The following is a 25,867-nucleotide window of genomic DNA, read 5'->3' as shown; positions in this document are numbered from 1 at the left end:
GCACTCACAACTCAACAGCGCATGATGTGACAACGCACTCTCAGGGGGATGATCGGATTCGACATTGCCTGCGAGCGAGAGAGAAGCGGGTCGAGGATGCAGGGATATCTCGTTAACGACCTCTGCAAACAATAGGTGCAAAATCTAACCGCGCCGACTTCGCCCTCGCTGCCTAAGCGAGCCTGAAGTCTGTCAGACCGGGAGTGTTTCCGACCCGTGTCCTGGCATCATCTTAGGAAACTTGCTGCAGTGTTATGCCTGAGGGCACTGCGGGACTTTAACTCAGACTGGGCTTGTCGACTTAGATGCTGGTAACAAAGGTCGGAGCCAAGTAGAACGCCTCTAATCAGCTACACCCGTAGAAGACTCACAATTTCAGCAGTGGACGGGGGTTCAATTCCCCCCATCTCCACCACTTGTGGGTTGGCACATCATGCGCTGCAGAGTCGACAACAGCCCCGTGAAAACGGGGCTGTTGTGGTTAAGGGACTAGTGGCCTAGAGCCGACTCGATGGCCGAAATAACCGCAGGATCATCGGGCTTCGTGGTGGGGCGGAAACGCTTTATTTCACCAGTGGGAAGGACGAGGAACTTTTCAAAGTTCCACATCACGGGTCCTGCCTTGCCAGAACCATCCTTGGCTTTGACTAACTCGACATAAAGTGGATGGCGCTTGCGCCCATTGACGCTTGCTTTCTCCAGCATGGGGAACGTGACTCCCCAGGTGGTCGAGCAGTACTCAGCGATGTCATCACTGGTCTTGAGTTCTTGTAGGAACTGGTTGGAAGGCACTCCCAGCACGGTGAAGCCGCGCTCGCCGTATTCCTTCTGGAGTTCTTCGAGCTGCTGGTATTGCGGTGAGAGTCCACACCTGGACGCCACATTCACGACGAGGACAACCTTGTCTGCATACTCGCCGAATGTGGTGGGACGACCATCAAGGGTCGTGACTGCGATCTCTGAGAGGCTCATATCTTGAGGCTAACGGTGAAACAATGAGGACACCATGAGAATCCTTTCGCCTGCAGAGAACCCTGCTTCTCCATGTGTTGTGTTCGGAGCACGTCTTGTCTAAATTCAGCGACAGCATGCGCTCGCATTTGCTCGAGACATTCTCCGGTGACACGGCGGGAACTCCCTACTGGGTGAAGAATATTGAAGCCGGTGAAGATGTCGGTTTCTTTGGTCCTGGTTCAGCCTCTTGGGCAGTGCATGGCGGAATGCCGACCATGGTTGCCGGCATTCGTGCTCTTCTCATGCAAACACTGCATCCCGGGGCAATGGCCGGCGTGCACGACTGGTCTCGCTATAAAGAAGATCCTCTGGGCAGACTGGCAGGAACTATTCAGTGGCTGATTACCGTCACCTTTGGTGACACGGCGCTTGCTGAATATGAATCTTCTCGAGTTTCTCACTTTCACGACCGTGTGAAGGGTACCTACCTGGATGCCCAAGGAATCGAACGGACGTATTCAGCAGGAGATCCGGAACTGCTCTACTGGGTGCACGTTGTCTTCACCGATGCCTTCCTCGGCTGCCACCAAGCGTGGGGAGATGACATCCCCGGTGGGGCTGATCAGTATGTGCGGGAGTGGTCCAAAGCCGGCGAGTTAGTGGGGGTTGCGAACCCGCCACGTTCCGAGGCGGAACTGATTTCCGCCATGCACCAGTTCAACGTGGAGGGGATCCTCAAACACGATGAGCGGGTAGAAGAAACGATTGCGTTCCTGCGTAAGCCACCTCTGCGCAGAAGCATGCTGCCGTTTTATCGGATTATGTTTGCCGGCGCTGTGGCCTCGATTCCGGAGGAATACCGGCGGATTTTGGGTCTCAAAAAGCCGTGGTGGCCTGCACAGTGGCTGACCGGACTCATTTTGGGACTGTTGCGTGCACTTCTCGGGCCTTCCTCCACCTCGGAAGATGCAGCCCGGGTGCGTATTGCACGACTGGAAGTTGAAGGAAAGCTAGCGAGCTAGCTCTGTCAGGATTGCTGCGTGAAGCTGTCCGTTGGTAGCCAGGGCGCTGCCGTGCCACACATCTGCATGACCATCGATGGAAGTGAAGGTACCACCTGCTTCTGTCACGATGGGCATCAGGGCAGCCATGTCGTAGGGCTTCAGATCAAACTCTCCTGCCACATCCAGAATGCCTTCAGCAACCATCATGTACGACCACATGTCGCCATAGGCACGCGTGCGCCAGACTTTACGGCTCAGGGAAACAAGCTCGTCGAGGTAGCCAGCCTGATCCCACTGCTGCAGGGAGTTGTAGCTGATGCTGGCATCTGCCAGCTCGCTCACACCAGAAACTTCGAGACGACGAGGCGTCCCAAGAGCAACCATCGGCTGTTCGACGACGTCTGCCAGTTCAAAGGGCAGGGGAACAGTGGCGAGGGGATCGTGTGACTCATCAACCCATGCCCCATTGCCTTTAGATGCCCACCAGCGCTTGCCCAACGCTGGTGCACTGACCACTCCGACGACGGGTTCCCCATCGATGGCGAGGGCAATGAGGGTTGCCCAGACGGGAACGCCGCGAAGGAAGTTAGAGGTTCCGTCAATGGGATCAATAATCCACTGGCGGTGAGGGTGATCAGCGGTGCCGGTGGGGTGTTCCGACACGGAGCCTGCTTGCTCGCCAAATTCTTCCCCGAGCATGTAGTCGTTACCGCGCTCGCGGCTCAGAATGTCGATAATGGCCTGTTCGACTGCACGGTCAGCATCTGTGACGGGTGTCTTATCAGGCTTTGTCGTTACCTCAAGGTCGAGTGCGAGGAAACGGGTGCGCGAAATAGCGTCTGCAGCATCCGCAAGCTCGAGGGCGAGTTGGAGGTCTTCGTTCATAGTGAAGTGGCTTCTGGTCACAGCTCAACGATACCCGGCTAGAAACACACAAGCCCCTCCTGAATCAGGAAGGGCTTGTGATCTGTGTTGCGGGGACAGGATTTGAACCTGCGACCTCTGGGTTATGAGCCCAGCGAGCTACCGAGCTGCTCCACCCCGCGTCGGTAGTTCAACTTTACCACGGCTGGTGTGTTGCTCTGACCACAGGCGTAGGCTTCGACGTATGGGGAAGATAGAGCACACACTGAAATTCCTAGGCGGAACCGAAACTGTCACGGGAAGTAAATACCTCATCGAGAGTGCAGGAACACGCATTCTTGTTGACTGTGGTTTGTTTCAGGGATACAAGTCTTTGCGGGAACGCAACCGTGAGCCGTTCCCTGTCCCGCCTGACACTATTGACGTCGTGTTGCTCACGCATGCACACCTTGACCACTCGGGGTATATCCCTGCCCTCGTGCGTGACGGTTTCCGTGGACAGATTATTTCCACCACGGGGACCGCAGAGTTATGTTCCATCCTGCTGCCCGATTCTGCCCACTTATTGGAAGAGGAAGCGCACCACGCAGCACGGAAGGGATATTCGAAACACACCCCACCGACACCTCTCTACACAATCCAAGATGTGGAACAGGCACTTAGTCAGTTCCGCACCGCACGCTTTGATGAAGTACTCGACATCGCACCCGGTGTCACCGCAACCTTCTTACCTGCAGGTCACATCTTGGGTGCGTCACAACTGCATCTTGAGGTGGCAGGAACGAGTCTGCATTTCACGGGGGACATGGGTCGACAGCATGATCCTTTGATGAAACCACCTCGACCTTTTGAAGGCTCGAAGATTCTGATAGCTGAATCAACCTATGGAAATAGGTCACATCCCAACATCGATCCCGAGAAAGAACTTGGCCCTGCGCTCAAGCCTGTGTTGGAGCGTGGTGGCGTGGTGGTCATTCCCGCCTTTGCCGTGGGCCGTACGCAAGGGTTGATGTTGCACATCTGGCGGTTGATGGACCAGGGCCTTATTCCTCGTGTTCCGATCTATGTGAACTCGCCGATGGCAGCTAGTGCAACGCGGATGTATCACAAGCATCAGGAGGAGCACACGATTCCCGTTGAGGAGTTTGAAGCCGTCTATGACGTTGCGCACATGGTGGGTACCGTCGAGGAATCCAAGGCCCTCAATGAGAGGCATGGGCCCATGATTATCATTGCCGCCTCCGGCATGATGACGGGCGGTCGCGTGCTGCACCATTTAGTAGCTTTCGGGGAAGATCCCAATAACGCCATTGTGTTATCTGGTTACCAAGCAGGGGGGACGCGAGGCGCTTACCTTGCCGCAGGGGATCGGACACTTCGGATCTTTGGCCGAGATGTCCCCATTCGTGCAGAGGTTATTCAGCTCCAAAGCATGTCTGGTCATGCCGATGCAGATGAAATGGTGGCCTGGATGAAAGCAGCACCGCAGGCTCCCACCATGACCTACATCACGCACGGGGAAATGGATGCGTCAGATCGGATGCGATGGAGAGTGGCGACCGAGTTGAAATGGAATGTCCGGGCCCCTCATCATGGTGAAGAGATTGACCTCACTCATCCTCGCTAGGGAAGTAGCCTAAGACTATGGATTCCGGCGCCCTCTACCTCATCGTTTCGCTGTCGATCGTGGCGGACATTGTGCTCTATGGGGTTGTGGCCCGAGCGGCAACCGGCAAAGTTGGCCCAAACGCGTGGGCAGGAATTCGCACGAGAACCACTCGCAAGAATGACAAAACATGGCTCGCCGCCCACGTTGTGGCGTATCCGATCATGCGTGACACTGCAATAGCCAACGGGGTACTCATGATTGTGGCGTTGTTCGTTCCGCTCCAGCTCCGAGTACCGCTGATTTCTTTGGCACTTGGCGTTCTGGTGGTGGGTGTTCTCTTCGCCGGTGTTCAGGGGCAGAAAGCGGCCAAGGCCGCCGATTCTGCCTCGTCGAAATAGTCTCGAAAGTTAAAGTAGAGCCATGGTTGTTGCATATTTACTTCTCGCCCTTGCCATCATTGCTGAAGTGGTGGGAACCCTGGCGCTCAAAATGAGTGAGGGCTTTACCAAAGTGGTCCCCACGATCTTTGTGTTTGTCGGCTACCTCACAGCGTTTGCCTCCTTGGGGTTGGGCCTGTCCAAAGGTCTCAGCATGGGTGTCGCCTACGGTATTTGGGCAGGCGCCGGCACGGCGCTGGTGGCTATCTTAGGTATCTTCCTGTTCAAAGAAACCCTCAACGTGTGGGGCTTTGTGGGTATCGCTCTCATCATTATCGGTGTCGTGATGTTGGAGATGGGCAGCTCGCACAACTAGTTACGCTGTGGGCGACATGCCCCTCTGCTGCGTTGACGGGAAGAGCAAACAAGCGCACACTTATTACAGACCTCGATTGCCCGGCCTCGCTGTGACAATCACCCTTAATCAAAGGAGAACACATGGCAACCGCGAACATCAAGCTTGAGACCCCTTCCGCAACCGTTGGTGGCGGCGAAGAGGGCGGCTGCTGCGGCGGCGCGTGCTGCGGCGGCAAGTAAGCATCCACACAGCGCACAAGGGCTCGACTTCGTGAGAAGTCGAGCCCTTGCTGTGTGTCTACTCGCAGACAACCCCGTCTTTGTCGCGGTCGCGATACCAGTCATATTCAGGGTCAACCCCCTGACGGTAGGGACCGGCACCATTGGCTTGGGCGATAGAGCATGTTCCGTAATTCGGATCGAGAACCCCGTCGGAGGGGGGAACTGGTTCCTCGGCTGAGGGGGCGCCGGTGACCACATTCGCTTTTTCTGGCAGGTCAATCGCGAAGCCAGAACATTGTTCCAACACGGAGTTCAACGCAAGCCGTTCCAGAGAATCCACGCTGAGACCCCAACGCCATTTCACAGAGATCCACGTGGCGACATAGTCGCAGTAATAATCCCGTTGTGCGGGCATCCACTCTGCCGGATCTTGATCGCTTTTCGACCGGTTCGATGACGCACTCACCGCAAGGAGGGAATAGTCATAACCGAGGTCGTTGCCGAACTGCACTCGGGTGGCGGCGTCCCAGGTGTCAGCTCCGGAAACCCACGCCTCATTGAGGGGGACAAAGTGGTCAATATCTAGGCCACTTGCCTCCGTCGTACTCGAGCCGTCATACGCCGAGTACCAGGACCCGGTGGTCACGGTGCAGGTTCCCCGAGTACTCACCGCGACATTCGACTCCATCATGAGTACCTCGGCACGGGTGTTGCACCCATCGCTGTCTGCATCAATCCACGCGTTGAAATAATCCCGGTTATAGCCAGGATGTGACGTAAGGGCATCATCCGTGGGCAGCTCAGACAGCAGAGCATAGAACGCACTCACCGAGTGAGATGTTGTGTCTGCAGGCACAGTAGAGGGCGCCGCGGACGCTGTTTCTGTGGGAACGGCAATATCTATCGGAGCTTCCGTGCCACGGAGGGCTTTCTCGAGAGATTCCACGGCCGTCACGGTTTGCATCGACTTCACAGCATTGACCGCGGAGCCAATGGCGAGGATAACCAAGAGGATGAGCACAGCAAAGGTGCCGACGAGCCAGATGCGATTTTTCGCAGGCATTTTTCCTCCCTGCATAGAAGGTATCAAGCGCAGGGCGTAGAGTCTGAGAATGGCGCTAAAACGAGCACTTGTCACCGGAGCTACGGGCTATATCGGTGGACGTCTTGTGCCTCGTCTTCTCGAGGCTGGATTTACCGTCCGCGTCCTCGTGCGCAATGCAGAAAAGCTCAAAGATGTCCCCTGGCGAGCACAGGTTGAAATTCACGAGGGCGACCTACTCGATGCTGCGGCCGTGGAACGTGCCTGCCACAAAATCGACGTGCTCTACTACCTCGTGCATGCCATGGGGCAAAAGGGTGACTTTGAAAGTAAAGAACTCCAGGGTGCACATCACGTGGCGGAGTCGGCGAAAGCAGCAGGTGTTTCTCGCATTGTCTATCTCGGTGGTCTTCACCCATCACAGGGTGAACTTTCCAAACATCTGCGCTCACGTGCTGAGGTGGGACAGATTCTTTTGGACTCGGGGGTTCCCACCGCGGCGTTACAAGCTGGGGTGATCATTGGTTCAGGTTCAACAAGTTTTGAAATGATTCGTCACCTCACCGATGTTCTCCCGGTCATGACGGCCCCTAAGTGGGTGGGCAATCTGATTCAACCCATTGCCGTGCGCGACGTGATGTATTACCTCATTAAAGCGGCAGATCTGCCGCCCACTGTCAATCGCACCATCGATATTGGCGGGCCTGAAGTTCTGAAGTATTCGGAAATGATGAATGGCTACGCGGTCGAGGCCGGCATGAAAGAACGGGCTATTCTCAAACTTCCCGTGCTGACTCCCTATCTGGCCAGTCAGTGGGTGAACCTGGTCACCCCCATCCCGCGGACACTTGCGGTGCCCATCATTGCGTCGTTGCAACACGACTGCATCATGAACGAACATGATGTGGATTCCCTTATCCCCCCGCCCGCAGAGGGCTTGTTGACCTATCGCCGGTCTGTGCATCTTGCCCTGGGCAAGATGAAAGAGGGAGATATTGAAACCAGTTGGCAAAACGCGAGCGTGGAGGGTGCTCCCAGCGACCCTCTGCCGAGCGACCCTGAGTGGGCTGGGCACCGGGTCTATATCGACCTCAAACAGCGGGACTGTGACGCACCCGTTGAAGATTTATGGGCCTTGATTGAAGGAATCGGTGGAGAAAACGGCTGGTATTCCCTCCCCATTGCCTGGGCTGCTCGAGGATTCGCCGACAAGCTAGTCGGAGGGGTGGGGCTTCGCCGAGGCCGGATCAATCCCGTTCATTTGCGTGTGGGGGAGGCCGTGGACTGGTGGCGGGTCGAACGCATCGATCACGGAAGCTTCTTGAGGTTGCGTGCAGAGATGAAAGTTCCGGGGCTTGCCTGGCTGGAGCTCACGGCAACTGCTCTCCCGGACGGAACTTCTCACTACACTCAGCGCGCAATTTTCTTCCCTCGAGGTTTGGGTGGGCGCTTGTATTGGCTGTCGATCCTGCCGGCCCATGGAATTATCTTCAACGGCATGGCTAACAAGATTGTGGCCACTGCTGAACAACGTTTTCTTGAACGAAAAATCCACGCAAAACTCTCTGCTCTTTCTTAAGTCGTTCATAGGGTCCTCATAGGAACCCTCTGCATTGTGGAGTTATCGGCCAGACGGTCGGAGGATCCCAACCTCACCACAGAATCGACGAAAGTTAGGAGGCATGCAGATGCCTAAAGACGACAACACCGAGAACCTCGACAACGCAGAGGCAACTCAGGCTCCTGCTGAGTACACCCCAACTCCGGAGACAGAAGCTGCCGCAACTGAAGCCGACGCAGCTGTAACCCCGATTGCTTCCGCTCGCAAGCGCAGCCTCGGCACTGGAGCCATCATTGGCATCTCCGCCGCCGGTGTGGCATTGCTCGCCGGTATTTTTGGCGCCGGTGTTGCAACCGCGAACGCCGTAGCCCATTCCGGCCCTCCACCCATGGGTCAGGTCGGACAGGTTGGTCAGGCAGGCCCCCAAGCACACATGGGCGACATGGACGATGACGGTCCACGCGAAGGTGGTCAGCACGGCCCCAAGGGTGAACACAAGCCAGGTGGTCCGATGAAGGGCGGCCTGGAAGCTGATGGCTCCATGCCCGGTAACGTTCCTCACGAACACGATGAGAACGGTGAGGACATCATTCCTGAGGGGTACAACACCACAGCACCAACCCCGTCCACAACGAACTAAAGCCCCCGCAGAAATGCCGCCCCACACCGGGCGGCATTTTTGTGCGCGGAAAGGAATATTCTGGGGCTGACGAGCGTTATATCGAGCACAGGAATGAGGATGCCATGGCAGATCAGACCACCTCGACGATAGTTCTCGGTATTGAGGGAATGACATGTTCGAGCTGTGTGGCTCGAGTTGAAAAAAGCCTCAATGAACTCCCGGGTGTTCACGCTTCTGTGAACCTGGCGACACAGAGCGCCAAGGTCGAATTTCCATCAAATACGCCCGAAACAGCTCTGGTTGCGCAAGTGACGAAGCTGGGTTACTCGGCCATTTTGCCCACGAGCGCACACAGTGCTTCGGAACATGAGCACGCTGGCGCGGGAAAAGTAAGTCTGCTCGAGCGTTTGATTATTTCAATCGTGCTGAGCGTTCCCGTCATTGTTCTCGCTATGGTTCCCGCGTGGCAGTTTGATTATTGGCAGTGGATCTCTCTGTTGCTGGCTACGCCCGTCGTGTTCTGGTGTGGCTACCCCTTCCACCGGGCGACATTTATCAATCTTCGCCATGGCACCCTCACCATGGACACCCTCATCACCATGGGAACCTTCGCCGCGTATAGCTGGTCGCTTTATGCCCTTTTCTTTGGTGAAGCAGGCATGGTGGGGATGAGCCATGACATGGAGCTGTTCGCGTGGCAAGCAGACCCCACCCACAACATTTATCTCGAAGCTGCTGCAGGTGTCACCACTTTTCTGTTGTTAGGCCGATATCTCGAAGAGCGTTCCCAGCGCAGTGCCGGGGCAGCCCTTCGTGCACTGGGAGAGCTGAAGGCCACCGAGGCTCGCGTCATTATTTCCGGGGTTGAGGAGCTCATTCCAGCTCAGTCCCTGGCAGTCGGCGATGTGTTCATTGTTCGCCCGGGAGAAATCATCCCGACGGACGGAGTTGTTGTCGACGGTGAAGCAGCGGTTGATGAAAGTGCCCTGACAGGTGAATCACTGCCGGTTGACGTGGCAGCTGAATCTCGTGTCACAGGATCAACCATCGTGTTGGATGGGCAGCTCACTATCCGAGCCACCGAGGTCGGCCGTAACACTCGGATAGCACAGTTAGCTGCACTTGTGGAGGACGCACAGCTCCATAAAGCCGCCGTGCAAAAGCTCGCAGACCGTATTTCTGCTGTATTTGTTCCCATCGTGATGGGCATTGCGCTGGTCACACTTGTGTCTTGGATACTGCTGGGTGGGGGAGCTGCTGCCGGTGCCACAGCCGCCATCGCCGTTCTCGTCATTGCCTGTCCGTGTGCACTCGGTCTGGCCACACCTGTTGCCCTGTTGGTGGGTACAGGTCGCGCTGCGCAGTTGGGGATCATCATTTCAGGACCAGACGCCATCGAAAGCTCCTCGCACATCGACACCATCGTGGTGGACAAAACGGGCACGGTGACGACCGGGGTCATGAGTGTGACGGAGGTAACGCTGGCTCCGGGGACAGAGGGATTGACAGCTCGTGCGCTCGTTGCAGCCGTGGAGGCACGTTCTGAACACCCCATTGCGAAAGCCATTGTGAGAGAGGCAGATCAAGACATCCTGCTCGAGGTTGAGCATTTCCGCTCTACCGCTGGTCAGGGGGTTCGAGGCACTGTCTCAGGTCACGATGTTGTCGTGGGGACCGAGGCGTGGATGCAGAGCCAGAAACTTTCTCTCGGTGTGGAAATGCACGCCGCAGTGCAGACTGCCCGGTCACACGGTGCAACTGCAGTATTGGCAGGGTGGGATGATCATGTCCGCATGGTTGTCGAAGTTTCCGACACCATCAAGCCAGACTCGGCGCTCGCCATCGCCGAACTCCGCGCCCTGGGACTAGATGTGTTTCTCCTGACGGGAGATCATGAGGACGCCGCACAGTCGATTGCTGCGCAGGTTGGTATTACGCAGGTCATTGCAGGGGCCAGTCCAGAACACAAGATTGCACGGATTATGGAGCTCCAGTCCCAAGGTCACCGTGTGGCCATGGTGGGCGATGGCGTCAACGATGCTGCAGCCTTAGCTCAGGCTGATCTGGGTATTGCAATGGGAACCGGCACGGATGTGGCGATTGCGGCTAGTGACATCACGCTGGTGCGGGGCACTCTCAGTGCCGCAGTGGATTCGCTCCGTCTGGCGCGCCGGACACTAGGCATTATTCGAGGGAATTTGTTCTGGGCTTTCGCCTACAACGTGGCCGCTATCCCCTTAGCTGCGCTGGGATTTCTTAATCCCATGATCGCCGGTGCCGCCATGGCCTTCTCGAGTTTGTTCGTCGTGCTCAATTCACTGCGTCTTCGCAGGTTCGCACGATAGATTGACTTAACTGCATTACGCAATATCTCGCCGGCTGTGAAGTCGACCTGACTTTTCAGAAGTGGCGAAAATGACGCTGAGCTCTACCCTTGGTCCTATCCGTTTGACAGAGCGGAAAGACCCTTCTCGCCGGCCGATGACGAGTACCTATTCGGCCTTGTTGAAGTCGGTCACCGATGCAGGATTGCTCAAGCGCTCGCCGGCTTTCTATATCTGGCTGTTCGTTGGTTTGAGCCTGGCGCTGGGTGGCCTCATCACCGGTTTTGTGTTGATCGGGGATTCCTGGTTCCAGCTGCTCATCGCAGGTGGTCTCGGCATTTTGCTGACCCAGTTCGCCTTCATCACTCATGAGGCTTCGCACCGTGCGGTGTTCAAATCTGGCAAGGTCAACGACTGGATTGGTCGGATTCTGGCAACGGCAGTCGTAGGTATCTCCTATGCCTGGTGGATGACCAAGCACACACGTCACCACGGAAACCCCAACACTGTGGGGAAAGATCCAGATATCGCCTGGGACACCATTTCTTTCACCGAAGAAGACGCCAGCAAACAAAAGGGCATGCTGCGATGGATGACCCAACGCCAGGGATACCTCTTTTTCCCCCTCCTCACCCTCGAGGGCATCAATCTTCACTTCCGCTCCATCGCAACCCTCTTCCGGAAAGAACGTCTTGAAGGTCGTGCCGTGGAATTGAGCCTGATTGCTTTGCGACTCAGCGTCTATGTTGCAATCATCTTCTGGGTGCTTCCTCTCGGGTTGGCATTTGCGTTCCTGGGAGTTCAGCTCGCTGTGTTTGGTGTGTACATGGGGGCATCCTTTGCACCCAACCACAAAGGCATGCCCTTGATTCCGAAAACTGCTCGTGTGGACTTCCTGAACAAGCAGGTTCTGACCTCACGCAACATCACAGGCCGTGGGACCACCGCGCTGATGGGTGGACTCAATTACCAAATTGAACACCACTTGTTCCCCAGCATGTCTCGGCCTCATCTCAAGCGTGCCAGCAAGCTTGTGCAAGAACACTGCCGGACCGAAGACATTAACTACACACAGACAACGTTGCTGCATTCCTACGCCATCGTGGTGGACTACCTCAACAAGGTGGGACTTGCAGCACGTGACCCCTTTGATTGCCCGGAAGCCGACCGGATGCGTCGCCGCTAAACTTGTCCCGTGGCCACAAAGAAGCAACAGCAGCCTGAGTACATTCGTCCGGGAATAGTTCCCGGTCTTGCCGGCGTCATTGCCATGTTTATTGGCATGGGCGTCTATGAGTCCGAGTGGTACATCACCGTACTCTTCGCGATCAGTATTCTTGCGGCCATCATGGTGGTGTTCTCGTGGCAATCCGTGGATAAGAAGAAATGGATCTTCCTTCCCCTCTTTGTTGCCATCGCTGTGTTCTGGAATCCCATCTTCCGTCTGACCGATGGATTCACCCCCGGAATTCAGTGGTGGATGCTCGTGCAGACTTTTGCCGCTGCCATATTCTTCCTCGGCGGCTTCATGATTAAGACACCCGCTCCGAAGTAGTAGAGTTAAGACGCACCACATCCCCGTTTTCTCGTCGCCGGCGCTTATGCGTGATGCGTGACCTACTCGGGTGAGGTGCAGTTTGGGGCATCACAGTTCGGGCATTTCTGCTCGGAGGGGGATGTCGTCGTTTCGTTAGTCATGGAGACCAAGTGGCCCGTACAGGCACTCGTCGTAACACCCTCGATAATTCGGGGTTGATTCCTATCCTCGCCCGCAAGGTTCGAGAGGTAGAAGCTAAAGCTCAAACCGGTAAGAAGGTCGGACCCACCAACCGGACGAAGTTCCAGGTCATCGCCTTCCTCGTGCGCGAAGAGCGCGCCCGCGTCAAAACCGACACCACCCTGACTGATGTATCTCGGGCAGAACAGCTCAAGCGCTTAGATGGCGTGGCCACGATTCTGGCGAAGACGGCAGCCCGGGATACCTCACTGATTCAGCTTCTCGAGGTCGACCACGCCACCAGCCCTGTTGCGCAGAAAATGCGACGTGACTGGTTGGTTGAATCGGGCGCAGAAATTAACCCTGAAGACCTTATTATCACCACCGAGGTCGTCAAGCCTGTTCAGGAGTTTGCTCCCGAGCTTGCTGAGAAGCAGGTCCTTCCCGTTTCAGTCAAGGCACGCTTGAAGTCGACCCCCTTCTTAGAGCCAGACTTCAGTCAGCCCGTCACGGGATCTATTCCCGTCATGCGTTTGTCGAACTGGGAACTGTTGGGTCCTTTGTTCAAGTCTTTTGAAACCGGCGCCGGTGGTGGATCAGCCTGCATGGAGATGCCGGCAGTGCCCCGTTATGACCGTTTCTCTCCGCAGGGCCGAGAGCTCATGCCGCACCAGGTCCGCTTCATTGAAAGTGTGCGCGAGGGTCACCGTACTTTCCTGCTGGCCGATGAGCCTGGTTTGGGTAAAACTGCACAAAGCCTCATTGCCGCTTCCGTCGCCAATGCTTTCCCCTTGCTTGCCATCGTTCCTAACGTGGTGAAGATGAACTGGGCACGAGAAGTTGAACGCTGGATTCCAGGCCGCAAGGCCACCGTGATCCACGGTGATGGAACAGATGTGGACGCTTTCGCCGATGTGTTCATCGTGAACTACGAAGTACTCGACCGTCACCTGTCCTGGATTGGACAGATGGGCTTCAAAGGCATGGTCGTTGATGAAGCGCACTTCATTAAGAACCTCACCTCGCAGCGTTCCAAGCACGTACTGGCGCTGGCGGACAAAATTGTGGCACGCACGCCCGGTCACAACCCTCTCCGCATTGCACTCACGGGTACTCCGCTCATCAACGACATTGACGACTTCCGCGCTATCTGGAAGTTCCTGGGCTGGATTGACGGCGAGAAGCCTTCGGCCCAGCTCACCGCCAAACTGGAAGAAACAGGCCTGACCCCAGCAGACCAAGCCTTTTATGCAGCCGCCCGTGACACTGTGGTGTCGATGGGTATTGTTCGTCGACGCAAGATTGATGTGGCTAAGGACCTCCCCGCCAAGCGCGTGGTGGATCTGCCTGTTGAACTCGATGACGAACTGGGCAACTCGATCAAGGCCGCCGAGGCAGAGTTGGCCAAGCGCCTGCTCGAGCGCTACAACCGCTTCTCTGTCTCCGGTAACTTCCGTGGCTCCACGACAGAACTCATCCGCATGGTGGCCCAACAAGAACTCGACGAATCCAAGGGCCAAAAGACGGGCGAGAACGTCTTCACCATGGTGCGCAAGATTGGACAAGCCAAGGCTGGCCTTGCGTCCGACTACGCAGCACAGCTGGCACGTTCAGTGGGCAAGGTTGTTTTCTTTGCCAAGCACATCGACGTGATGGACACCGCAGAGCGCGCTTTTGCGGCGCAAGGCATCACGTCTGTCTCTATTCGTGGGGACCAGACCACTGCCGCACGCCAAGAAGCTATCGACGCGTTCAACAAGGACGAGTCCGTCCAGGTTGCCGTGTGTTCACTCACCGCAGCAGGTGTGGGTTTGAACCTGCAAGCTTCCTCTAACGTGGTACTCGCTGAATTGTCCTGGACTTCTGCAGAGCAGACCCAGGCCATTGACCGCGTTCACCGTATCGGGCAAGAAATGCCGGTTACCGCATGGCGCATCATCGCAGCGCAAACAATTGATGCCAAGATCGCTGAACTCATCGATAGCAAACGCGGCCTTGCTGCACGAGCACTTGAGGGTGAAGAAATTGAAGCTGGATCGCAGGATTCGATCCAGCTCGATGCGCTGGTTCACATTTTGAACCGCGCGATCGCTGCGCAATACGCCTAGCCTGTAGTTATGTTCGATGTGCTCACGGCAGCAGGGGCTGGCTTATTTGCCGGCGGCATGCTGTTCGTGGGTGCACTCATCGCCTGGTTCGTCAACGTTCCGGGCAAACTCGTGGTCAGCATTATGGCCTTCGGCGCGGGTGTGCTCATCTCCGCACTGGCCTTCGACTTGGTGGGTGAAGCCATCGCCGAGGCGGGCCTCTGGCCCACCATTGCTGGATTTTCTGTCGGCGCCCTCGTCTATGTGTTTACCAATATCTTCCTCGACTACCGCAACGCACGTAATCGCCGTGGAACGGGAGAGCATCCAGGAACTGGCGTCGGTATTGCGGTGGGAGCCCTGCTCGACGGTGTGCCCGAATCTATGGTCCTCGGTTTGTCCATGGTCGGAGGTCAGGGCGTCAGTATTCCTATCCTCGTAGCCGTGGCCATCTCGAACTTCCCTGAAGGTCTTTCCAGTACCGCAGAGTTCAAAACAGCAGGAAAGTCTGCCAAGTATGTCTTCACGTTGTGGGGCGGCATCGCTCTTGCCGCCGCGCTCTCCAGTGTGATTGGTTTCACGATCCTGGCAGATGCCACGCCTGAAACCACAGGGTTCATCACTTCCTTAGCGGCTGGCGCCATGCTGGCGATGGTCACGGACACCATGATTCCGGAAGCATTCCGGAAAGCTCACAACTATACGGGCCTGTTGGTGACGCTTGGCTTTTTGGTGAGCCTCGTCATTCACGAACTGGTTTAGGCCGAGTGCTCGTCCCAGAAGGTGGCGAGGAGCTGAGCTGAGGCATGTGTGCGATCTGCGTGTGCAGAGTGTCCCGCGTGGGCAATAACCCAGTAGTCAGCTCCGAGTTGTTCGGCCATCTCGCGTTGCATCTCGATCGGCCAGGCGTCATCGTTGGCGCCGTGGGAGACGAGAACGGGGAGCCCTGTGTTCGCAAGTTCGGCGGTTCGATCACGTTGATCAATGAGAATGTTGATTCCCGCCTCGAGCTGTGCGGGGTTCGTGCTCATTAAGCGGTCGTAGTAGTACTGCTCGATCACGTTGAGTTCACCTTTGAGGTCGGCATCAGGGTCCAGGCCTGCTGCCATGCGCACCCCAAGATAGAAGGCACGAGGACCATGTTCCAAGAGGCCGTATCTCTGTTCCAGCAGATCTCCACCCATAGTGCGAGGGCCTGAGTTCCACATCGTCAAACTGGCGAAAGGGGAGGGATCACGCAGTACAGCGGCAGTGGAGACAACTCCGCCAAAGCTGTGGCCGAGGAGATGCACATTCGTCCCCAGCTGAAGTTCCTCCATGACGTCGTGCACATCCTGACCCAGGCGTTCGAGGGAATAACCATCTGTCGTGTCGGGTCCTGCAGAGAGTGCTTGCCCCCGCTGAGAGAACGCGGTGACGGAGTATCCCCGCTGGGACAGCGGTTCGAGGAGGCAGTTGAACGTGTCTGCGGAGCTGGTGTATCCGGGGATGAGGAGAGCCTGTCCACGCGGTTTTCCCACTGCCTCAATCTGTGTTGTGGCGAGGGCATAGCCATCCACCATGACCGTGCCACGGACTGCACGAGAGGGAAACTGAGCGGCGGCGTGGATGCCTTGGGCTTCAAGTTCAACACCATTGGGAGGCAGATTCTGCGTCATGGCTCCATGCTACGACAAGCAGATGACGAGCAATTCTCGTGAAAAGTGCCGAATAGCACTTCAAGTCATGCTTAAGACTTTCCGCACGAAAACTCTAAGCAAATTCTAAGAAAAGGTATTGTCAGTCTCGTAGTTCCCTTATCCCTACTCAAAAAGGAGATCGGTTTGTCGTCTTCGACCACCGAGAAGCCAAAGTCAGGCTTCGCAGCGTCCCTTGATCGCTACTTCCAAATCGCCAAACGTGGATCCACGATTGGTACGGAATTCCGTGGCGGTCTTGTCATCTTCATGACGATGGTTTACATCATCATCCTGAACCCCATCATTCTGGCTTTCAGCCCTGACGTTAACGGCAACGTTATCGGCGGAGGTGCACCCAACCAAGTAGCAATTGCGTCGGCAACAGCACTTGCCGCAGGTGTGTTGACCATCGCCTTTGGTCTTGTTGCACGCCTGCCCTTCGCGCTCGCGGCTGGTTTGGGTATCAACTCGTTCCTGGCCGTCACCATCGTCAAGGATGTTACCTGGCAGGAGGCCATGGGCCTCGTCGTCATCGACGGTATTATCATCCTCATCCTGGCGCTGACTGGTCTTCGACGACTGATCTTCAACGCAGTACCTCCCGCACTGAAGACCGCCATCACCGTAGGTATTGGTCTTTTCATCGCATTCATCGGTCTGGTTGACGGTGGTCTGGTTCGCATCAATGACGCTGGTCCAGTCCCCGTGAACTTGGGTGTGGGCACGGACCACGGAATTGGTCTCCCCACCACCATCTTCATCATTGGTGTTCTCACCATTGCTGTATTGATGGCATTGCGCGTTCGTGCTGCAATCCTGATCGGTCTGATCTCCACCACCGTGATCGCCATCATTGCCGAGGCGATTTTCAAGGTAGGCGGCAAGTTCGTCAAGGGTGAATTCGTCACTCCCTTCGGTTGGGACACCACCGTTCCTGGCCTGCCAACCAGCGTCTTCGCTCTTCCTGACTTCACGACCATTGGTCAGGTTGACCTCTTCGGTTCCTTCGGTCGCATTGGTGCACTTGCTGCCATCATGCTGATCTTCACCCTCGTGTTCTCGAACTTCTTCGACGCCATGGGAACCATGACAGGTCTGTCTAAGCAGGCTGGCCTTGCGGACAAGGATGGAAACTTCCCACGTCTGCAGTCCGCACTGGTTGTTGAAGGTGCGGGTGCTGTTGTTGGTGGTTTCACCTCGACCTCTTCCAACACCGTCTACATCGAGTCGGCTTCAGGTATTGCCGGTGGTGCTCGCACGGGTCTGGCCACCGTCTTCACAGGTGTGCTGTTCCTCGTTGCGATGTTCTTTACTCCACTGACCTCTGTTGTTCCTATTGAGGTTGGCGCTTCGGCACTGGTCATCGTGGGTGCACTCATGATGGCTCAGGTTGTAGACATCGACTGGAAGGACTGGAGTACTTCATTCCCTGCCTTCCTGACGATCATCATCATGCCTTTCACTTACTCGATCGCAAACGGTATTGGTATCGGGTTCATCACCTGGGTTATCGTCCGCGCATTCTCGGGCAAGGCAAAAGAAATTCATCCACTGCTCTGGATTGTTGCTGCGGGCTTCGTGCTCTACTTCGTAGCTGCGCCGATCCAGGCAGCATTCGGCGGCTAACACCACCGAATACTCCTCGTATGAGTGGGAAGGGCCTTCGGGTCCTTCCCACTCGACATTTAAGCGATGTGGATAACTCCTGCCAGTGACCACTCGACTCAGATACCTTGCTCGGCATGGGTATTTCCAAGAGTGCGCTCAGCGCCACACTCATCGCACCAGTTGTGCTGTTCGGGATTGTGGGGTGCGCACAGCAGCCTGCAGAAAAGCCCGCGCTGGAGAATAGTGAATCTTCTGTACTGCCAATCGAGATGACAGAACAAGAAGCACTTGAAGCTGCGCAGAGCGCTTATGCAGAGTATTTGGCAATGTCTGATCTCATTGCTCAGGAGGGCGGGGTGAATCCTGAACGTATGGAGCCATACGTTTCACCAGAACTACTGAAAGATGAAATTACAGGATTTCAAGTAATCGAAAATAATGCTTGGCATGCCGAAGGCAACTCTTTTTTTGACAACTTTGCAATGCAAGTTAAGTCGGGATCCAAGCTCACGACTTATCTATGCATAGACCATTCCAGAATTCGGCTTTTCGATAAGACCTCCACGGATGTTACGAGCCCTTCTCGCATTGACCGATATCCACTTCAGGTGACTTTTGCTCTTGAAGATGGAACCAATTTCAAAATTGAATCGAGCGAAACGTGGGTTGGCGAAAACTTCTGTTAGGTAGTGCATTAGCCATTAGTTTCGCTTTTTTGAGTGAGCAAGCTGCTTTCGCAATCCCTACAAATTGTTCTTCTTCGTCCTCGCTGTATGGCACATGCACCGGCGCCCAAACCAACACCGACACCGTAGACGTCTGGGCGAGAACGACTACTCCTGGGAGGACTGTGGTTCAACCAGGCAACAGCTCACCGGCAGTCGTACGTCGAACTGGGGTGAGAACTACCGCCCCCATCGTTTCACCCTGGCGATATGTGTTCTGCATGGGGCTATTGAAGGTCGACAATGTTTGTAAACCTGCAGCACCTGCAGTGCCCGCTCCGGTCACGCCCGTTGAAGTCGTCTATGACCCCATCGATCTGGCAGATCTAGCCAGCTTCTCACCTCAAACTATTTCCCTGAGCTCACAACCAGCTGGCTGGGGAGTGGTTGCATTACCCGTGAATTTCATTGCATCTTCGTCTACTCATGTCGTCTCTGGAGGTTTGTTTGGTCAAGCGACTGAGGTGAGATTCACTCCTCACACATTTGAGTGGAGTTTTGGAGATGGAACGGCCACAACTACCTCACAGGGTGGTTCGCGCTGGGAACAATTGGGAGTGGCAGACTTCTCGACTACTTCGACCAGCCACGTGTTTGATCACGCAGGAACATTCACCGCTTCGGTCACCGTCCGTTATGGCGTTGAGTATCGAATAGGTTCTGGTGGCTGGTCTTCTGTTTCAGGAGTTCTTAGTCGCGATGCGTCCACATCTCTGGTTCTGGTTCTCAGCGCGGACACAGTTTTAACCAAGGGTGATTGCATCACTGCGCGTGATGCGAGGAGCTGCCCTTAAGGCTCTGGGCTAGCGTGGAGTGGTGAACAACAGCAGCAATCGTGTCCTCGAGCTCCAGGAAGAACTCAACGAGTTGGGTGATCCTGTTATTGCTGAACATTCACAGCGGTATTTCAAGACCGGCCCAGGTGAATACGGCGAGGGCGATGTGTTCATCGGGGTGAGAGTGCCCGTTGTTCGGTCGGTGGGAAAGAGATTTAGAGATCTTTCACCCGACGAAATCTATGAACTAGCTCAGTCGCCCCTGCACGAGCACCGGTTGTGTGCTGTTCAAATCTTGGCCAATCAATTCAAGCGTTCCCGACATCGTGAACAACAAGAAGAGCTCTTTCACCTTCTTCTTACGCTGGTCACAGAGGAACGTGTGAACAATTGGGATCTGGTGGATACGTCCGCTCCCTATGTCGGAAGCTACTTACTCCAGATCAAGGATTACCAAGCGTTACTGAGTTCGCTGGCTCGGTCCGAAAATCTCTGGGAACGCAGGACTGCGGTGATGTTAACCGGAGGACTTATTCGATTGGATGTTTTCGAGCCGACACTCACACTGTGCCGAGATCTGCTCGGTGATCCACACGACCTCATTCACAAGGCCACGGGATGGATGCTGCGAGAAATTGGGCGGCGTGATCGTGGGGTTCTGCGACGCTTTCTCGACGAGTATGCAACCGTGATGCCTCGCACAATGTTGCGGTATGCCATCGAGCATTTGGACGCTACTGAGCGTGCACACTATTTGGCGCTGAAGTCGCTGTTAGCCTGAGAAATGCTTGGCCTCAATGCTGTGATGAAACACTCAGACAACATTCAGCCAGAGCATAGGATTCCCCCAGATTCGTCCGCAATGCTGAAGGGGCTTGAAAGGAGCATGAGCAGATGACTGAGAACAGTGACAAAGGAATTCCTGAGTACTACTTCCCACCCGTGGGTGATGGTGCAGCGCCACCAGTGCCGCCGGTGGCAGAGCAGGTAGTTCCGGAGACGTTTGCAGGCCCAGCCATGGTTCGCAAGAACACACAGAGCAAGCTCGTGCCTCTCGTTGCTGTTGCCGTAGCTGCCGCACTGGTAGGCGGTGTTTCCGGTGCAGGAATGGCCATCTACTTCAGTAACCAGAACAGCACCACCTCGGCCACTACTGCCGTTCAAGGCATCACGATCAACGACACTGACGAGGTGTCGACGGTGACAGCCGTTGCGGCCAAAGCATCGCCCTCTGTGGTGACAATCTCCGTGAACGGCTCCACCGGTGGTGGAACCGGGTCGGGTGTGATTCTCAACTCCGAGGGTTATGTGCTGACCAATAACCATGTGGCCACCATGGATGGCGCAGCCACGGACGTCACGATTACTGTTCAGGACAACGATGGGAATATCTACCCTGCCTCGATTGTCGGGACCGATCCCACCGTCGACATGGCCGTTCTGAAGATCGAGGGAAAGGGCACCTTCACCCCGATTGAGTGGGCTGACTCTTCCAAGCTCAACGTGGGTGACCTCACTATTGCGTTGGGTGCACCACTTGGTCTGGCGGGCACCGTCACCACCGGCATTGTTTCTGCACTCAACCGTTCGATTCAGATTGCCAGTTCTGCAGTACCTGAGTCTTCCGGATCCGACTCTGGAGCTCCAGGTTCAGATGGCTCTAACCCCTTCAACTTCGACTTTGGCCAAGGTCAGACTCAAACACAGACCCAAGGTGCCGTGATCTCCATCCCCGTCATTCAGACCGACGCTGCGATCAACCCTGGTAACTCAGGCGGTGCACTGTTGGATTCACAGGGTCGCCTCATCGGTATCAACGTGGCGATCGCCAGTGCAGGATCTTCAGAGGGTTCGGGAAGTATTGGTGTGGGCTTTGCCCTGCCGTCGAATCTGGCGAAGCGAGTCTCCGCTGAGCTCATTGCCAACCAGGCTGCAACTCATGGCCTTCTCGGTGCTCAGGTTTCCGATGCCGCTGCCAAGGAAGGTAGCACCGCAGTGGGTGCCTTCATTGAAGAAGCTGTCAAGGATGGCGCTGCTGCCAACGCTGGAATCAAGAAGGGTGACATCGTCACCCAGTTCAACGGTGTGCGCATAACTGATGCAAATGACCTCACGGCCCAGGTTCGAACAGCTGCAGGTGGTTCATCTGCCACTATCGTGGTGAATCGTGGCGGAGAGAGCCAGACAGTTAAGGTCACACTCGGCACGCTGAAGTAAGCCTGTGAAGGGCCGGCTCTTGGTAACCTAGAAGCCGGCCTTCATTCACAAGGACTCTATGTCTGCACTCGGCTCCGCGCCTATCTCGGCAACGCCCCTCCCGGGTGTTTCTTATGTGATGCCTGTACTCAACGAAGTCACCCATATTCGTGCCGCGGTGGCCAGTTTGCTGGAGCAGGACTACACAGGCCCCATGGAGGTCACGCTCGCACTCGGGCCCAGTTCAGATGGCACTTCGGAGCTGGTGCATCAGATGTCTAGCGAAGATCAGCGCATCAAGTGGGTCGATAACCCTGCCGCCGCGACGCCGGTCGGCATGAACCTTGCTATCCGTGCTTCGCAATATCCCATCGTTATTCGTGTGGATGCCCATTCTGTTCTTCCCCAGGACTACGCCAGCATCGCCGTTGAAACGTTGCTGCGCACCCAAGCAGACAATGTCGGCGGAATCATGGATGCCCAGGGTACCTCGCCCTTTGAGCGCGCTGTGGCGCGGGCCTATGACACCAAAGTGGGTTTGGGTGGAACACCCTTCCACGTGGGTGGCAAAGAAGGTCCAGTGGACACTGTGTATCTCGGGGTATTCAATCGTGAGAGCCTCCTTGCTGTGGGGTTGTTTAACGAAGAGATTCGTCGTGGCCAGGACTGGGAACTCAACCGTCGCTTCCGTGACGCCGGAGGCTTGGTGTGGTTTACCCCCCGCCTGAAAGTTCTCTATCGCCCCAGAACTTCTGTGAAGGCGCTCGTGAAGCAGATGTATTCCACAGGTCTGTGGCGCGGGGAGCTCTCGCGCCGTTTCGGCAGTGGTGTGCGCTACTTCATCCCTCCCGTGATGGTGATGGCCACATTGATTGGTGCGCTATTCGGTCTCGGTGGAGTAGTGCAACTGGCGAACGGAAGCCCTGCCTGGGCACTCATGGGCTGGATTATTCCCGCAACTTATGTCATCTTCGTTCTTCTTTCCACGACTGTCTATGGGCGCGGAATGGGCGCCAAGGGGGCTGCGTGGTTCCCCCTCGTGCTTCCCTGTATTCACTTCGCATGGGGTGTAGGTTTCATCATGAGTTACACCAGACTCACCTCGAACATTGCCGGACAGAGCGGAAGGTAAACGGTGGAAAAACCGACCTCTCTCGCACAGTTGCGTGCAGTGACACAGCCCCCAGAAGTGCGAACCCGTGCCAATGCTGAGCACTGGGTCGCCCATCTTTATCTGCGTGATTTATCGCCGTACGTGACCTGGTTACTTCTTAAAACCCCCATCTCCGCCAACGGGGTCACCGCACTCATGATTTTCACGGGCTGGGCCGCCGCTGCGGCCTTGTTGATCCCCGGAATTTGGGGCCCCGTGTTGGCGTTGATTCTGGGGCAGTTGCAAATGCTGATCGACTGCTGTGATGGTGAAGTCGCACGCTGGAGAAAGACGAAGAGTCCTGCCGGGCACTTCCTCGATGCCGTAGGGCACTACACAACCGAGGGCCTCATTCCTGTTGCCTTGGGTCTGCGCGCCGCCGGTTTTGCTCAGGGGGGAACAGAGATTGACTGGTTCTGGGTTGCACTCGGTGCATTCCTCTCCATCGTCATTATCTGGAACAAGGCATTAAACGATTTGGTTCGTGTGGCTCGCGCTATGTCTGACCTGCCCAAGTTGGCTGATGCAAAGGGAGCGAATGCGCCCCGCCCGGGTGTCGTGGCGAAACTTCGCCGCCTGGCGCGCTTCTTCCCCTTCCACAGGATTTATCACTCGGTTGAACTGACCATCATTTCCTTTCTTGCCGCAGTAGTTGGACTTTTCGTAGGTCAACTGGAAATCAGTCAAGTGCTCGTTGCACTTTTGCTCCCGCTGTCACTGCTGGCCCTGGTTGGTCACTTCGTGGCCATCATGACCAGCTCTCGCGTTCGTCCTGCGTAGCGTGATGTTCAACAACAAACCAACCGTGGGTGTGGTGGTGCTGACTATGGGTTCTCGCCCCGAGGATCTTTCTCGAGCGCTCCACAGCGTTCTGGCGCAACAGCTGGTCAGTCTTGATGTGGTGGTGGTAGGTAACGGCTGGAAGCCAGAGCCGCTGCCCGCGGGGGTAAAGGGCGTGTATCTCCCTGAAAACCTCGGTATTCCTGCCGGCCGTAATGCGGGAATTCCTGCGGTGACGGGGGAGTACCTGTTCTTCCTCGATGACGATGCGCTCATTCCGGATCCCCTTTTCCTTTCCCATGCCGTCGCGAAATTTGTTACAAACGAAAACGTGGGATTGCTCCAGCCCCGCATTGCCGATCCACTCGGCGGGCAAACCCCCCGACGCTGGATTCCTCGTCTCCGTAAAGGTGAGGCAACGCACTCGAGTTTTGTCTTCTCGGTGCTCGAGGCAGCCGTGGTGATGCCTCGGGCAGTGTGTGACGCCATCGGCGGATGGGGAGATCCCTACTTTTACGCGCATGAGGGTATCGAGCTCGCCTGGCGAGTATGGAACACAGGAAAAACGGTTTGGTATGACGGTGAACTCGTGGTGCAGCACCCGGTTACCTCTCCCACGAGGCACGCAGAGTACTACCGTCTCAATGCCCGCAACAGGGTCTGGCTAGCCAAACGAAATCTTCCCTGGATTCTGGTTCCGTTTTATGTGTTGTCCTGGACAGGAGTTCAGCTCGTGCGCTCCATTCGCACCGGCGGAACTGGGCTTGGCTCGTGGCTCCGAGGGTGGGGGCAAGGCTGGGCGCAGAACCCGGGGGGCCGAGTGGGCATGAGCTGGAAGACCGTGGCGCGCATGACCTCAGCGGGTCGTTTCCCGATTCTTTAGTTCGCGTTCAGGGGGACACGAACATTTTTCTCATCAAGTTAGGCTAAAAGTTATGGGTTTGTTTCAAGATGCCAGGTCGGCCAGTACGTTGGTCTCGAATGCCCTGAAAGCACGACTGAAGCGGCGTGAACTTTCACGTAAGTTACATGATCAACCCGCATTTGTGCCCCACCAGTTCAAGATTGGTGTCTACTTCGCTGATGGTGAAGTCAACATGTATCAGGTGCGGCAGTGGTACAAACCGCTCGAGGTTCTTGCCAAAACCTGGCCGGTTGTCATTCTGAGTAGAAATACCCTCGGCGCGCTTAAGCTGCTGGATGAATCGCCACTTCCGGTTGCTTTCGTGCGCACAGTTGTGGACCTTGAATACTTCATCGCAGAGCAAGATCTGCAAATTATTCTCTACGTCAACCAGAACACCCGGAACTTCCAAATGTTCCGCTACGGATCTAGATTCCACGTTTTCATCAACCATGGTGAATCGGACAAGATGTACATGACCACGAACCAGTTCAAGGCCTATGACTACAGTTTGATTGCCGGGCAAGCCGCTCGTGAACGTCTCGGCAAGGTTCTCTGGGATTACGACTTTAACAAGCGTGCGATTCCTATTGGGCGTCCGCAAGCAGATCACTACACCGGAACGATTCCTTTTGAACCGGACGAACGGGAAGTGGTGCTCTATGCACCCACCTGGGAAGGTGACCGTGCGGCCGCGGCCTACGGCTCGGTGGCCACACACGGGCTTGCACTGGTGGAAGCACTTATTGCCACCGGTCGTCACCGTGTGATCTACCGTCCCCACCCCCGAAGCGGGGCCGTTGATTTTGAATATGGCGAAGCCAACGACCAGATTAAGTCACTGCTGCGTCGGGCAAATGCTCATGACCGCAGCGCTCACCACGTTGTCGATGAGGGAGCAGAGCTCGGGTGGCAACTCTCAGTAGCGGATATGGCCATCGTGGATATTTCGGCCATGGTGTACGACCGTCTGGCGGCAGGAAAGCCACTGATCATTACCAAGCCGGTCAACCCAGGGGCAGAAATCGACACGGGTGGTTACCTCAGCGATTGTGAATGGCTGCAGGCGGCCGACGCAGGCAAGATCGTCTCCCTCATTGATCAGCTCGAACATGATCCCGAAGCACAGGCACGTCTGGATCGGTGGTGCACCCACTATTTTGGGGACATCTCTCCAGGCGTGCCCACGCAGCGCTTCCATGACGCTATTTCCCACCTCATGAATGAATGGGAAAAGAACGCCATGTTGCACGAACACGACAGCGATTAGTCCCGCGCACCGCTGGCTTCCTCGGGGCTGTCGGTG

General features: G+C 56.0%; 24 protein-coding genes, 1 tRNA gene and 1 other RNA gene. 21 read left to right on the top strand and 5 right to left on the bottom strand.

Going from position 1 to position 25,867, the window contains the following annotated elements:
- Positions 1-44 precede the first annotated feature (44 nt).
- Positions 45-415, top strand: a transfer-messenger RNA (tmRNA) gene (gene ssrA / locus M2119_RS07650).
- Positions 416-489: 74 nt separating this feature from the next.
- Here ssrA and M2119_RS07645 read toward each other — a convergent pair.
- Positions 490-972: a glutathione peroxidase gene (locus tag M2119_RS07645; protein WP_280804335.1), complete on the bottom strand. Its 483-nt coding sequence runs from the start codon at positions 970-972 to the stop codon at positions 490-492.
- A 116-nt stretch (positions 973-1,088) separates the two neighbouring features.
- Here M2119_RS07645 and M2119_RS07640 point away from each other — a divergent pair, with 116 nt between their 5' ends.
- The gene (locus M2119_RS07640) at positions 1,089-1,976 is read left to right on the top strand and encodes an oxygenase MpaB family protein (protein ID WP_280804334.1); all 888 of its coding nucleotides are present in this window, start codon (positions 1,089-1,091) and stop codon (positions 1,974-1,976) included.
- Here the strand turns inward: M2119_RS07640 and M2119_RS07635 are convergent.
- Positions 1,965-2,843, bottom strand: a complete 879-nt coding sequence (locus tag M2119_RS07635) for an inositol monophosphatase family protein (RefSeq protein ID WP_280804333.1) — start codon at positions 2,841-2,843, stop codon at positions 1,965-1,967. The genes M2119_RS07640 and M2119_RS07635 overlap by 12 nt on opposite strands.
- Before the next feature lie 87 nt (positions 2,844-2,930).
- A tRNA-Met gene (locus tag M2119_RS07630) sits at positions 2,931-3,004 on the bottom strand.
- 62 nt (positions 3,005-3,066) lie between these two features.
- On the opposite strand from M2119_RS07630, the gene M2119_RS07625 reads away from it, so the two are divergent.
- From M2119_RS07625 to M2119_RS07615, 3 genes are read left to right on the top strand one after another with little or no spacing between them, the layout of a single operon-like run.
- Entirely contained in the window at positions 3,067-4,449 is a 1,383-nt protein-coding gene (locus M2119_RS07625; protein ID WP_280804332.1) for an MBL fold metallo-hydrolase, read from the top strand.
- A gap of 17 nt (positions 4,450-4,466) precedes the next feature.
- Positions 4,467-4,829 (top strand): SdpI family protein, encoded by a 363-nt coding sequence (locus M2119_RS07620; RefSeq protein WP_280804331.1) that lies wholly within the window; start codon positions 4,467-4,469, stop codon positions 4,827-4,829.
- A gap of 22 nt (positions 4,830-4,851) precedes the next feature.
- A complete protein-coding gene (locus tag M2119_RS07615; protein WP_280804330.1) occupies positions 4,852-5,184 on the top strand; it encodes a DMT family transporter in 333 nt (110 codons plus the stop codon).
- A gap of 279 nt (positions 5,185-5,463) precedes the next feature.
- Here the strand turns inward: M2119_RS07615 and M2119_RS07610 are convergent, their stop codons facing one another.
- Entirely contained in the window at positions 5,464-6,450 is a 987-nt protein-coding gene (locus M2119_RS07610; RefSeq protein WP_280804329.1) for an excalibur calcium-binding domain-containing protein, read from the bottom strand.
- A gap of 49 nt (positions 6,451-6,499) precedes the next feature.
- On the opposite strand from M2119_RS07610, the gene M2119_RS07605 reads away from it, so the two are divergent.
- The 7 genes from M2119_RS07605 (at position 6,500) to M2119_RS07575 (ending at position 15,502) form a co-directional block, all read left to right on the top strand.
- Positions 6,500-8,008, top strand: a complete 1,509-nt coding sequence (locus tag M2119_RS07605; RefSeq protein ID WP_280804328.1) for an SDR family oxidoreductase — start codon at positions 6,500-6,502, stop codon at positions 8,006-8,008.
- 109 nt (positions 8,009-8,117) lie between these two features.
- Positions 8,118-8,630 carry a hypothetical protein gene (locus M2119_RS07600; RefSeq protein WP_280804327.1) on the top strand — a complete coding sequence of 171 codons (513 nt, stop codon included), beginning with the start codon at positions 8,118-8,120 and terminating at the stop codon, positions 8,628-8,630.
- Between the two features lie 104 nt (positions 8,631-8,734).
- Positions 8,735-10,957 carry a heavy metal translocating P-type ATPase gene (locus M2119_RS07595; protein WP_280804326.1) on the top strand — a complete coding sequence of 741 codons (2,223 nt, stop codon included), beginning with the start codon at positions 8,735-8,737 and terminating at the stop codon, positions 10,955-10,957.
- 70 nt (positions 10,958-11,027) lie between these two features.
- Positions 11,028-12,122, top strand: coding sequence for a fatty acid desaturase family protein (locus tag M2119_RS07590; protein WP_432418505.1), 1,095 nt, complete (start codon positions 11,028-11,030; stop codon positions 12,120-12,122).
- Between the two features lie 9 nt (positions 12,123-12,131).
- Positions 12,132-12,491: a DUF6804 family protein gene (locus M2119_RS07585; protein ID WP_280804325.1), complete on the top strand. Its 360-nt coding sequence runs from the start codon at positions 12,132-12,134 to the stop codon at positions 12,489-12,491.
- Between the two features lie 152 nt (positions 12,492-12,643).
- On the top strand, positions 12,644-14,761 hold the full coding sequence (locus M2119_RS07580) for a DEAD/DEAH box helicase (protein WP_280804324.1): 2,118 nt from the start codon (positions 12,644-12,646) through the stop codon (positions 14,759-14,761).
- 9 nt (positions 14,762-14,770) lie between these two features.
- On the top strand, positions 14,771-15,502 hold the full coding sequence (locus M2119_RS07575) for a ZIP family metal transporter (protein WP_280804323.1): 732 nt from the start codon (positions 14,771-14,773) through the stop codon (positions 15,500-15,502).
- Here M2119_RS07575 and M2119_RS07570 read toward each other — a convergent pair.
- Positions 15,499-16,398 carry an alpha/beta fold hydrolase gene (locus M2119_RS07570; RefSeq protein WP_280804322.1) on the bottom strand — a complete coding sequence of 300 codons (900 nt, stop codon included), beginning with the start codon at positions 16,396-16,398 and terminating at the stop codon, positions 15,499-15,501. The two genes, M2119_RS07575 and M2119_RS07570, sit on opposite strands and share 4 nt — an antisense overlap.
- A 165-nt stretch (positions 16,399-16,563) precedes the next feature.
- Here M2119_RS07570 and M2119_RS07565 point away from each other — a divergent pair, with 165 nt between their 5' ends.
- The 9 genes from M2119_RS07565 to M2119_RS07525 all read left to right on the top strand — a co-directional run bounded on the left by M2119_RS07565 (position 16,564) and on the right by M2119_RS07525 (position 25,831).
- The gene (locus M2119_RS07565) at positions 16,564-18,045 is read left to right on the top strand and encodes an NCS2 family permease (RefSeq protein ID WP_280804321.1); all 1,482 of its coding nucleotides are present in this window, start codon (positions 16,564-16,566) and stop codon (positions 18,043-18,045) included.
- 116 nt (positions 18,046-18,161) lie between these two features.
- On the top strand, positions 18,162-18,713 hold the full coding sequence (locus tag M2119_RS07560; protein ID WP_280804320.1) for a hypothetical protein: 552 nt from the start codon (positions 18,162-18,164) through the stop codon (positions 18,711-18,713).
- Between the two features lie 260 nt (positions 18,714-18,973).
- Positions 18,974-19,546 (top strand): PKD domain-containing protein, encoded by a 573-nt coding sequence (locus M2119_RS07555; RefSeq protein ID WP_280804319.1) that lies wholly within the window; start codon positions 18,974-18,976, stop codon positions 19,544-19,546.
- A gap of 22 nt (positions 19,547-19,568) precedes the next feature.
- Entirely contained in the window at positions 19,569-20,309 is a 741-nt protein-coding gene (locus M2119_RS07550) for a DNA alkylation repair protein (RefSeq protein ID WP_280804318.1), read from the top strand.
- Between the two features lie 113 nt (positions 20,310-20,422).
- The gene (locus tag M2119_RS07545; RefSeq protein WP_280804317.1) at positions 20,423-21,745 is read left to right on the top strand and encodes a S1C family serine protease; all 1,323 of its coding nucleotides are present in this window, start codon (positions 20,423-20,425) and stop codon (positions 21,743-21,745) included.
- A 58-nt stretch (positions 21,746-21,803) separates the two neighbouring features.
- Positions 21,804-22,856 (top strand): glycosyltransferase family 2 protein, encoded by a 1,053-nt coding sequence (locus tag M2119_RS07540; protein ID WP_280804316.1) that lies wholly within the window; start codon positions 21,804-21,806, stop codon positions 22,854-22,856.
- 3 nt (positions 22,857-22,859) lie between these two features.
- Entirely contained in the window at positions 22,860-23,657 is a 798-nt protein-coding gene (locus tag M2119_RS07535) for a CDP-alcohol phosphatidyltransferase family protein (protein WP_280804315.1), read from the top strand.
- Between the two features lie 4 nt (positions 23,658-23,661).
- Positions 23,662-24,540 carry a glycosyltransferase family 2 protein gene (locus M2119_RS07530; protein ID WP_280804314.1) on the top strand — a complete coding sequence of 293 codons (879 nt, stop codon included), beginning with the start codon at positions 23,662-23,664 and terminating at the stop codon, positions 24,538-24,540.
- Between the two features lie 52 nt (positions 24,541-24,592).
- Positions 24,593-25,831 carry a hypothetical protein gene (locus tag M2119_RS07525; RefSeq protein WP_280804313.1) on the top strand — a complete coding sequence of 413 codons (1,239 nt, stop codon included), beginning with the start codon at positions 24,593-24,595 and terminating at the stop codon, positions 25,829-25,831.
- The last annotated feature ends 36 nt before the right edge of the window (positions 25,832-25,867 follow it).

This window comes from Aurantimicrobium minutum, from assembly GCF_029894165.1.
GTDB classification, from domain to species: Bacteria; Actinomycetota; Actinomycetes; order Actinomycetales; family Microbacteriaceae; genus Aurantimicrobium; species Aurantimicrobium minutum_A.
This window is presented reverse-complemented; position numbering and strand designations above follow the sequence as displayed.

Bases quoted from the DNA above. Each gene is read 5' to 3' on its own strand.
- M2119_RS07635 (WP_280804333.1), bottom strand. From the start codon at position 2,843: ATGAACGAAGACCTCCAACTCGCCCTCGAGCTTGCGGATGCTGCAGAC.
- M2119_RS07600 (WP_280804327.1), top strand. From the start codon at position 8,118: ATGCCTAAAGACGACAACACCGAGAACCTCGACAACGCAGAGGCAACT.
- M2119_RS07640 (WP_280804334.1), top strand. From the start codon at position 1,089: ATGCGCTCGCATTTGCTCGAGACATTCTCCGGTGACACGGCGGGAACT.
- M2119_RS07645 (WP_280804335.1), bottom strand. From the start codon at position 972: ATGAGCCTCTCAGAGATCGCAGTCACGACCCTTGATGGTCGTCCCACC.
- M2119_RS07545 (WP_280804317.1), top strand. From the start codon at position 20,423: ATGACTGAGAACAGTGACAAAGGAATTCCTGAGTACTACTTCCCACCC.
- M2119_RS07605 (WP_280804328.1), top strand. From the start codon at position 6,500: ATGGCGCTAAAACGAGCACTTGTCACCGGAGCTACGGGCTATATCGGT.
- M2119_RS07610 (WP_280804329.1), bottom strand. From the start codon at position 6,450: ATGCCTGCGAAAAATCGCATCTGGCTCGTCGGCACCTTTGCTGTGCTC.
- M2119_RS07570 (WP_280804322.1), bottom strand. From the start codon at position 16,398: ATGACGCAGAATCTGCCTCCCAATGGTGTTGAACTTGAAGCCCAAGGC.
- M2119_RS07575 (WP_280804323.1), top strand. From the start codon at position 14,771: ATGTTCGATGTGCTCACGGCAGCAGGGGCTGGCTTATTTGCCGGCGGC.
- M2119_RS07590 (WP_432418505.1), top strand. From the start codon at position 11,028: ATGACGCTGAGCTCTACCCTTGGTCCTATCCGTTTGACAGAGCGGAAA.
- M2119_RS07615 (WP_280804330.1), top strand. From the start codon at position 4,852: ATGGTTGTTGCATATTTACTTCTCGCCCTTGCCATCATTGCTGAAGTG.
- M2119_RS07540 (WP_280804316.1), top strand. From the start codon at position 21,804: ATGTCTGCACTCGGCTCCGCGCCTATCTCGGCAACGCCCCTCCCGGGT.
- M2119_RS07620 (WP_280804331.1), top strand. From the start codon at position 4,467: ATGGATTCCGGCGCCCTCTACCTCATCGTTTCGCTGTCGATCGTGGCG.
- M2119_RS07525 (WP_280804313.1), top strand. From the start codon at position 24,593: ATGGGTTTGTTTCAAGATGCCAGGTCGGCCAGTACGTTGGTCTCGAAT.
- M2119_RS07530 (WP_280804314.1), top strand. From the start codon at position 23,662: ATGTTCAACAACAAACCAACCGTGGGTGTGGTGGTGCTGACTATGGGT.
- M2119_RS07560 (WP_280804320.1), top strand. From the start codon at position 18,162: ATGGGTATTTCCAAGAGTGCGCTCAGCGCCACACTCATCGCACCAGTT.
- M2119_RS07625 (WP_280804332.1), top strand. From the start codon at position 3,067: ATGGGGAAGATAGAGCACACACTGAAATTCCTAGGCGGAACCGAAACT.
- M2119_RS07595 (WP_280804326.1), top strand. From the start codon at position 8,735: ATGGCAGATCAGACCACCTCGACGATAGTTCTCGGTATTGAGGGAATG.
- M2119_RS07555 (WP_280804319.1), top strand. From the start codon at position 18,974: ATGGGGCTATTGAAGGTCGACAATGTTTGTAAACCTGCAGCACCTGCA.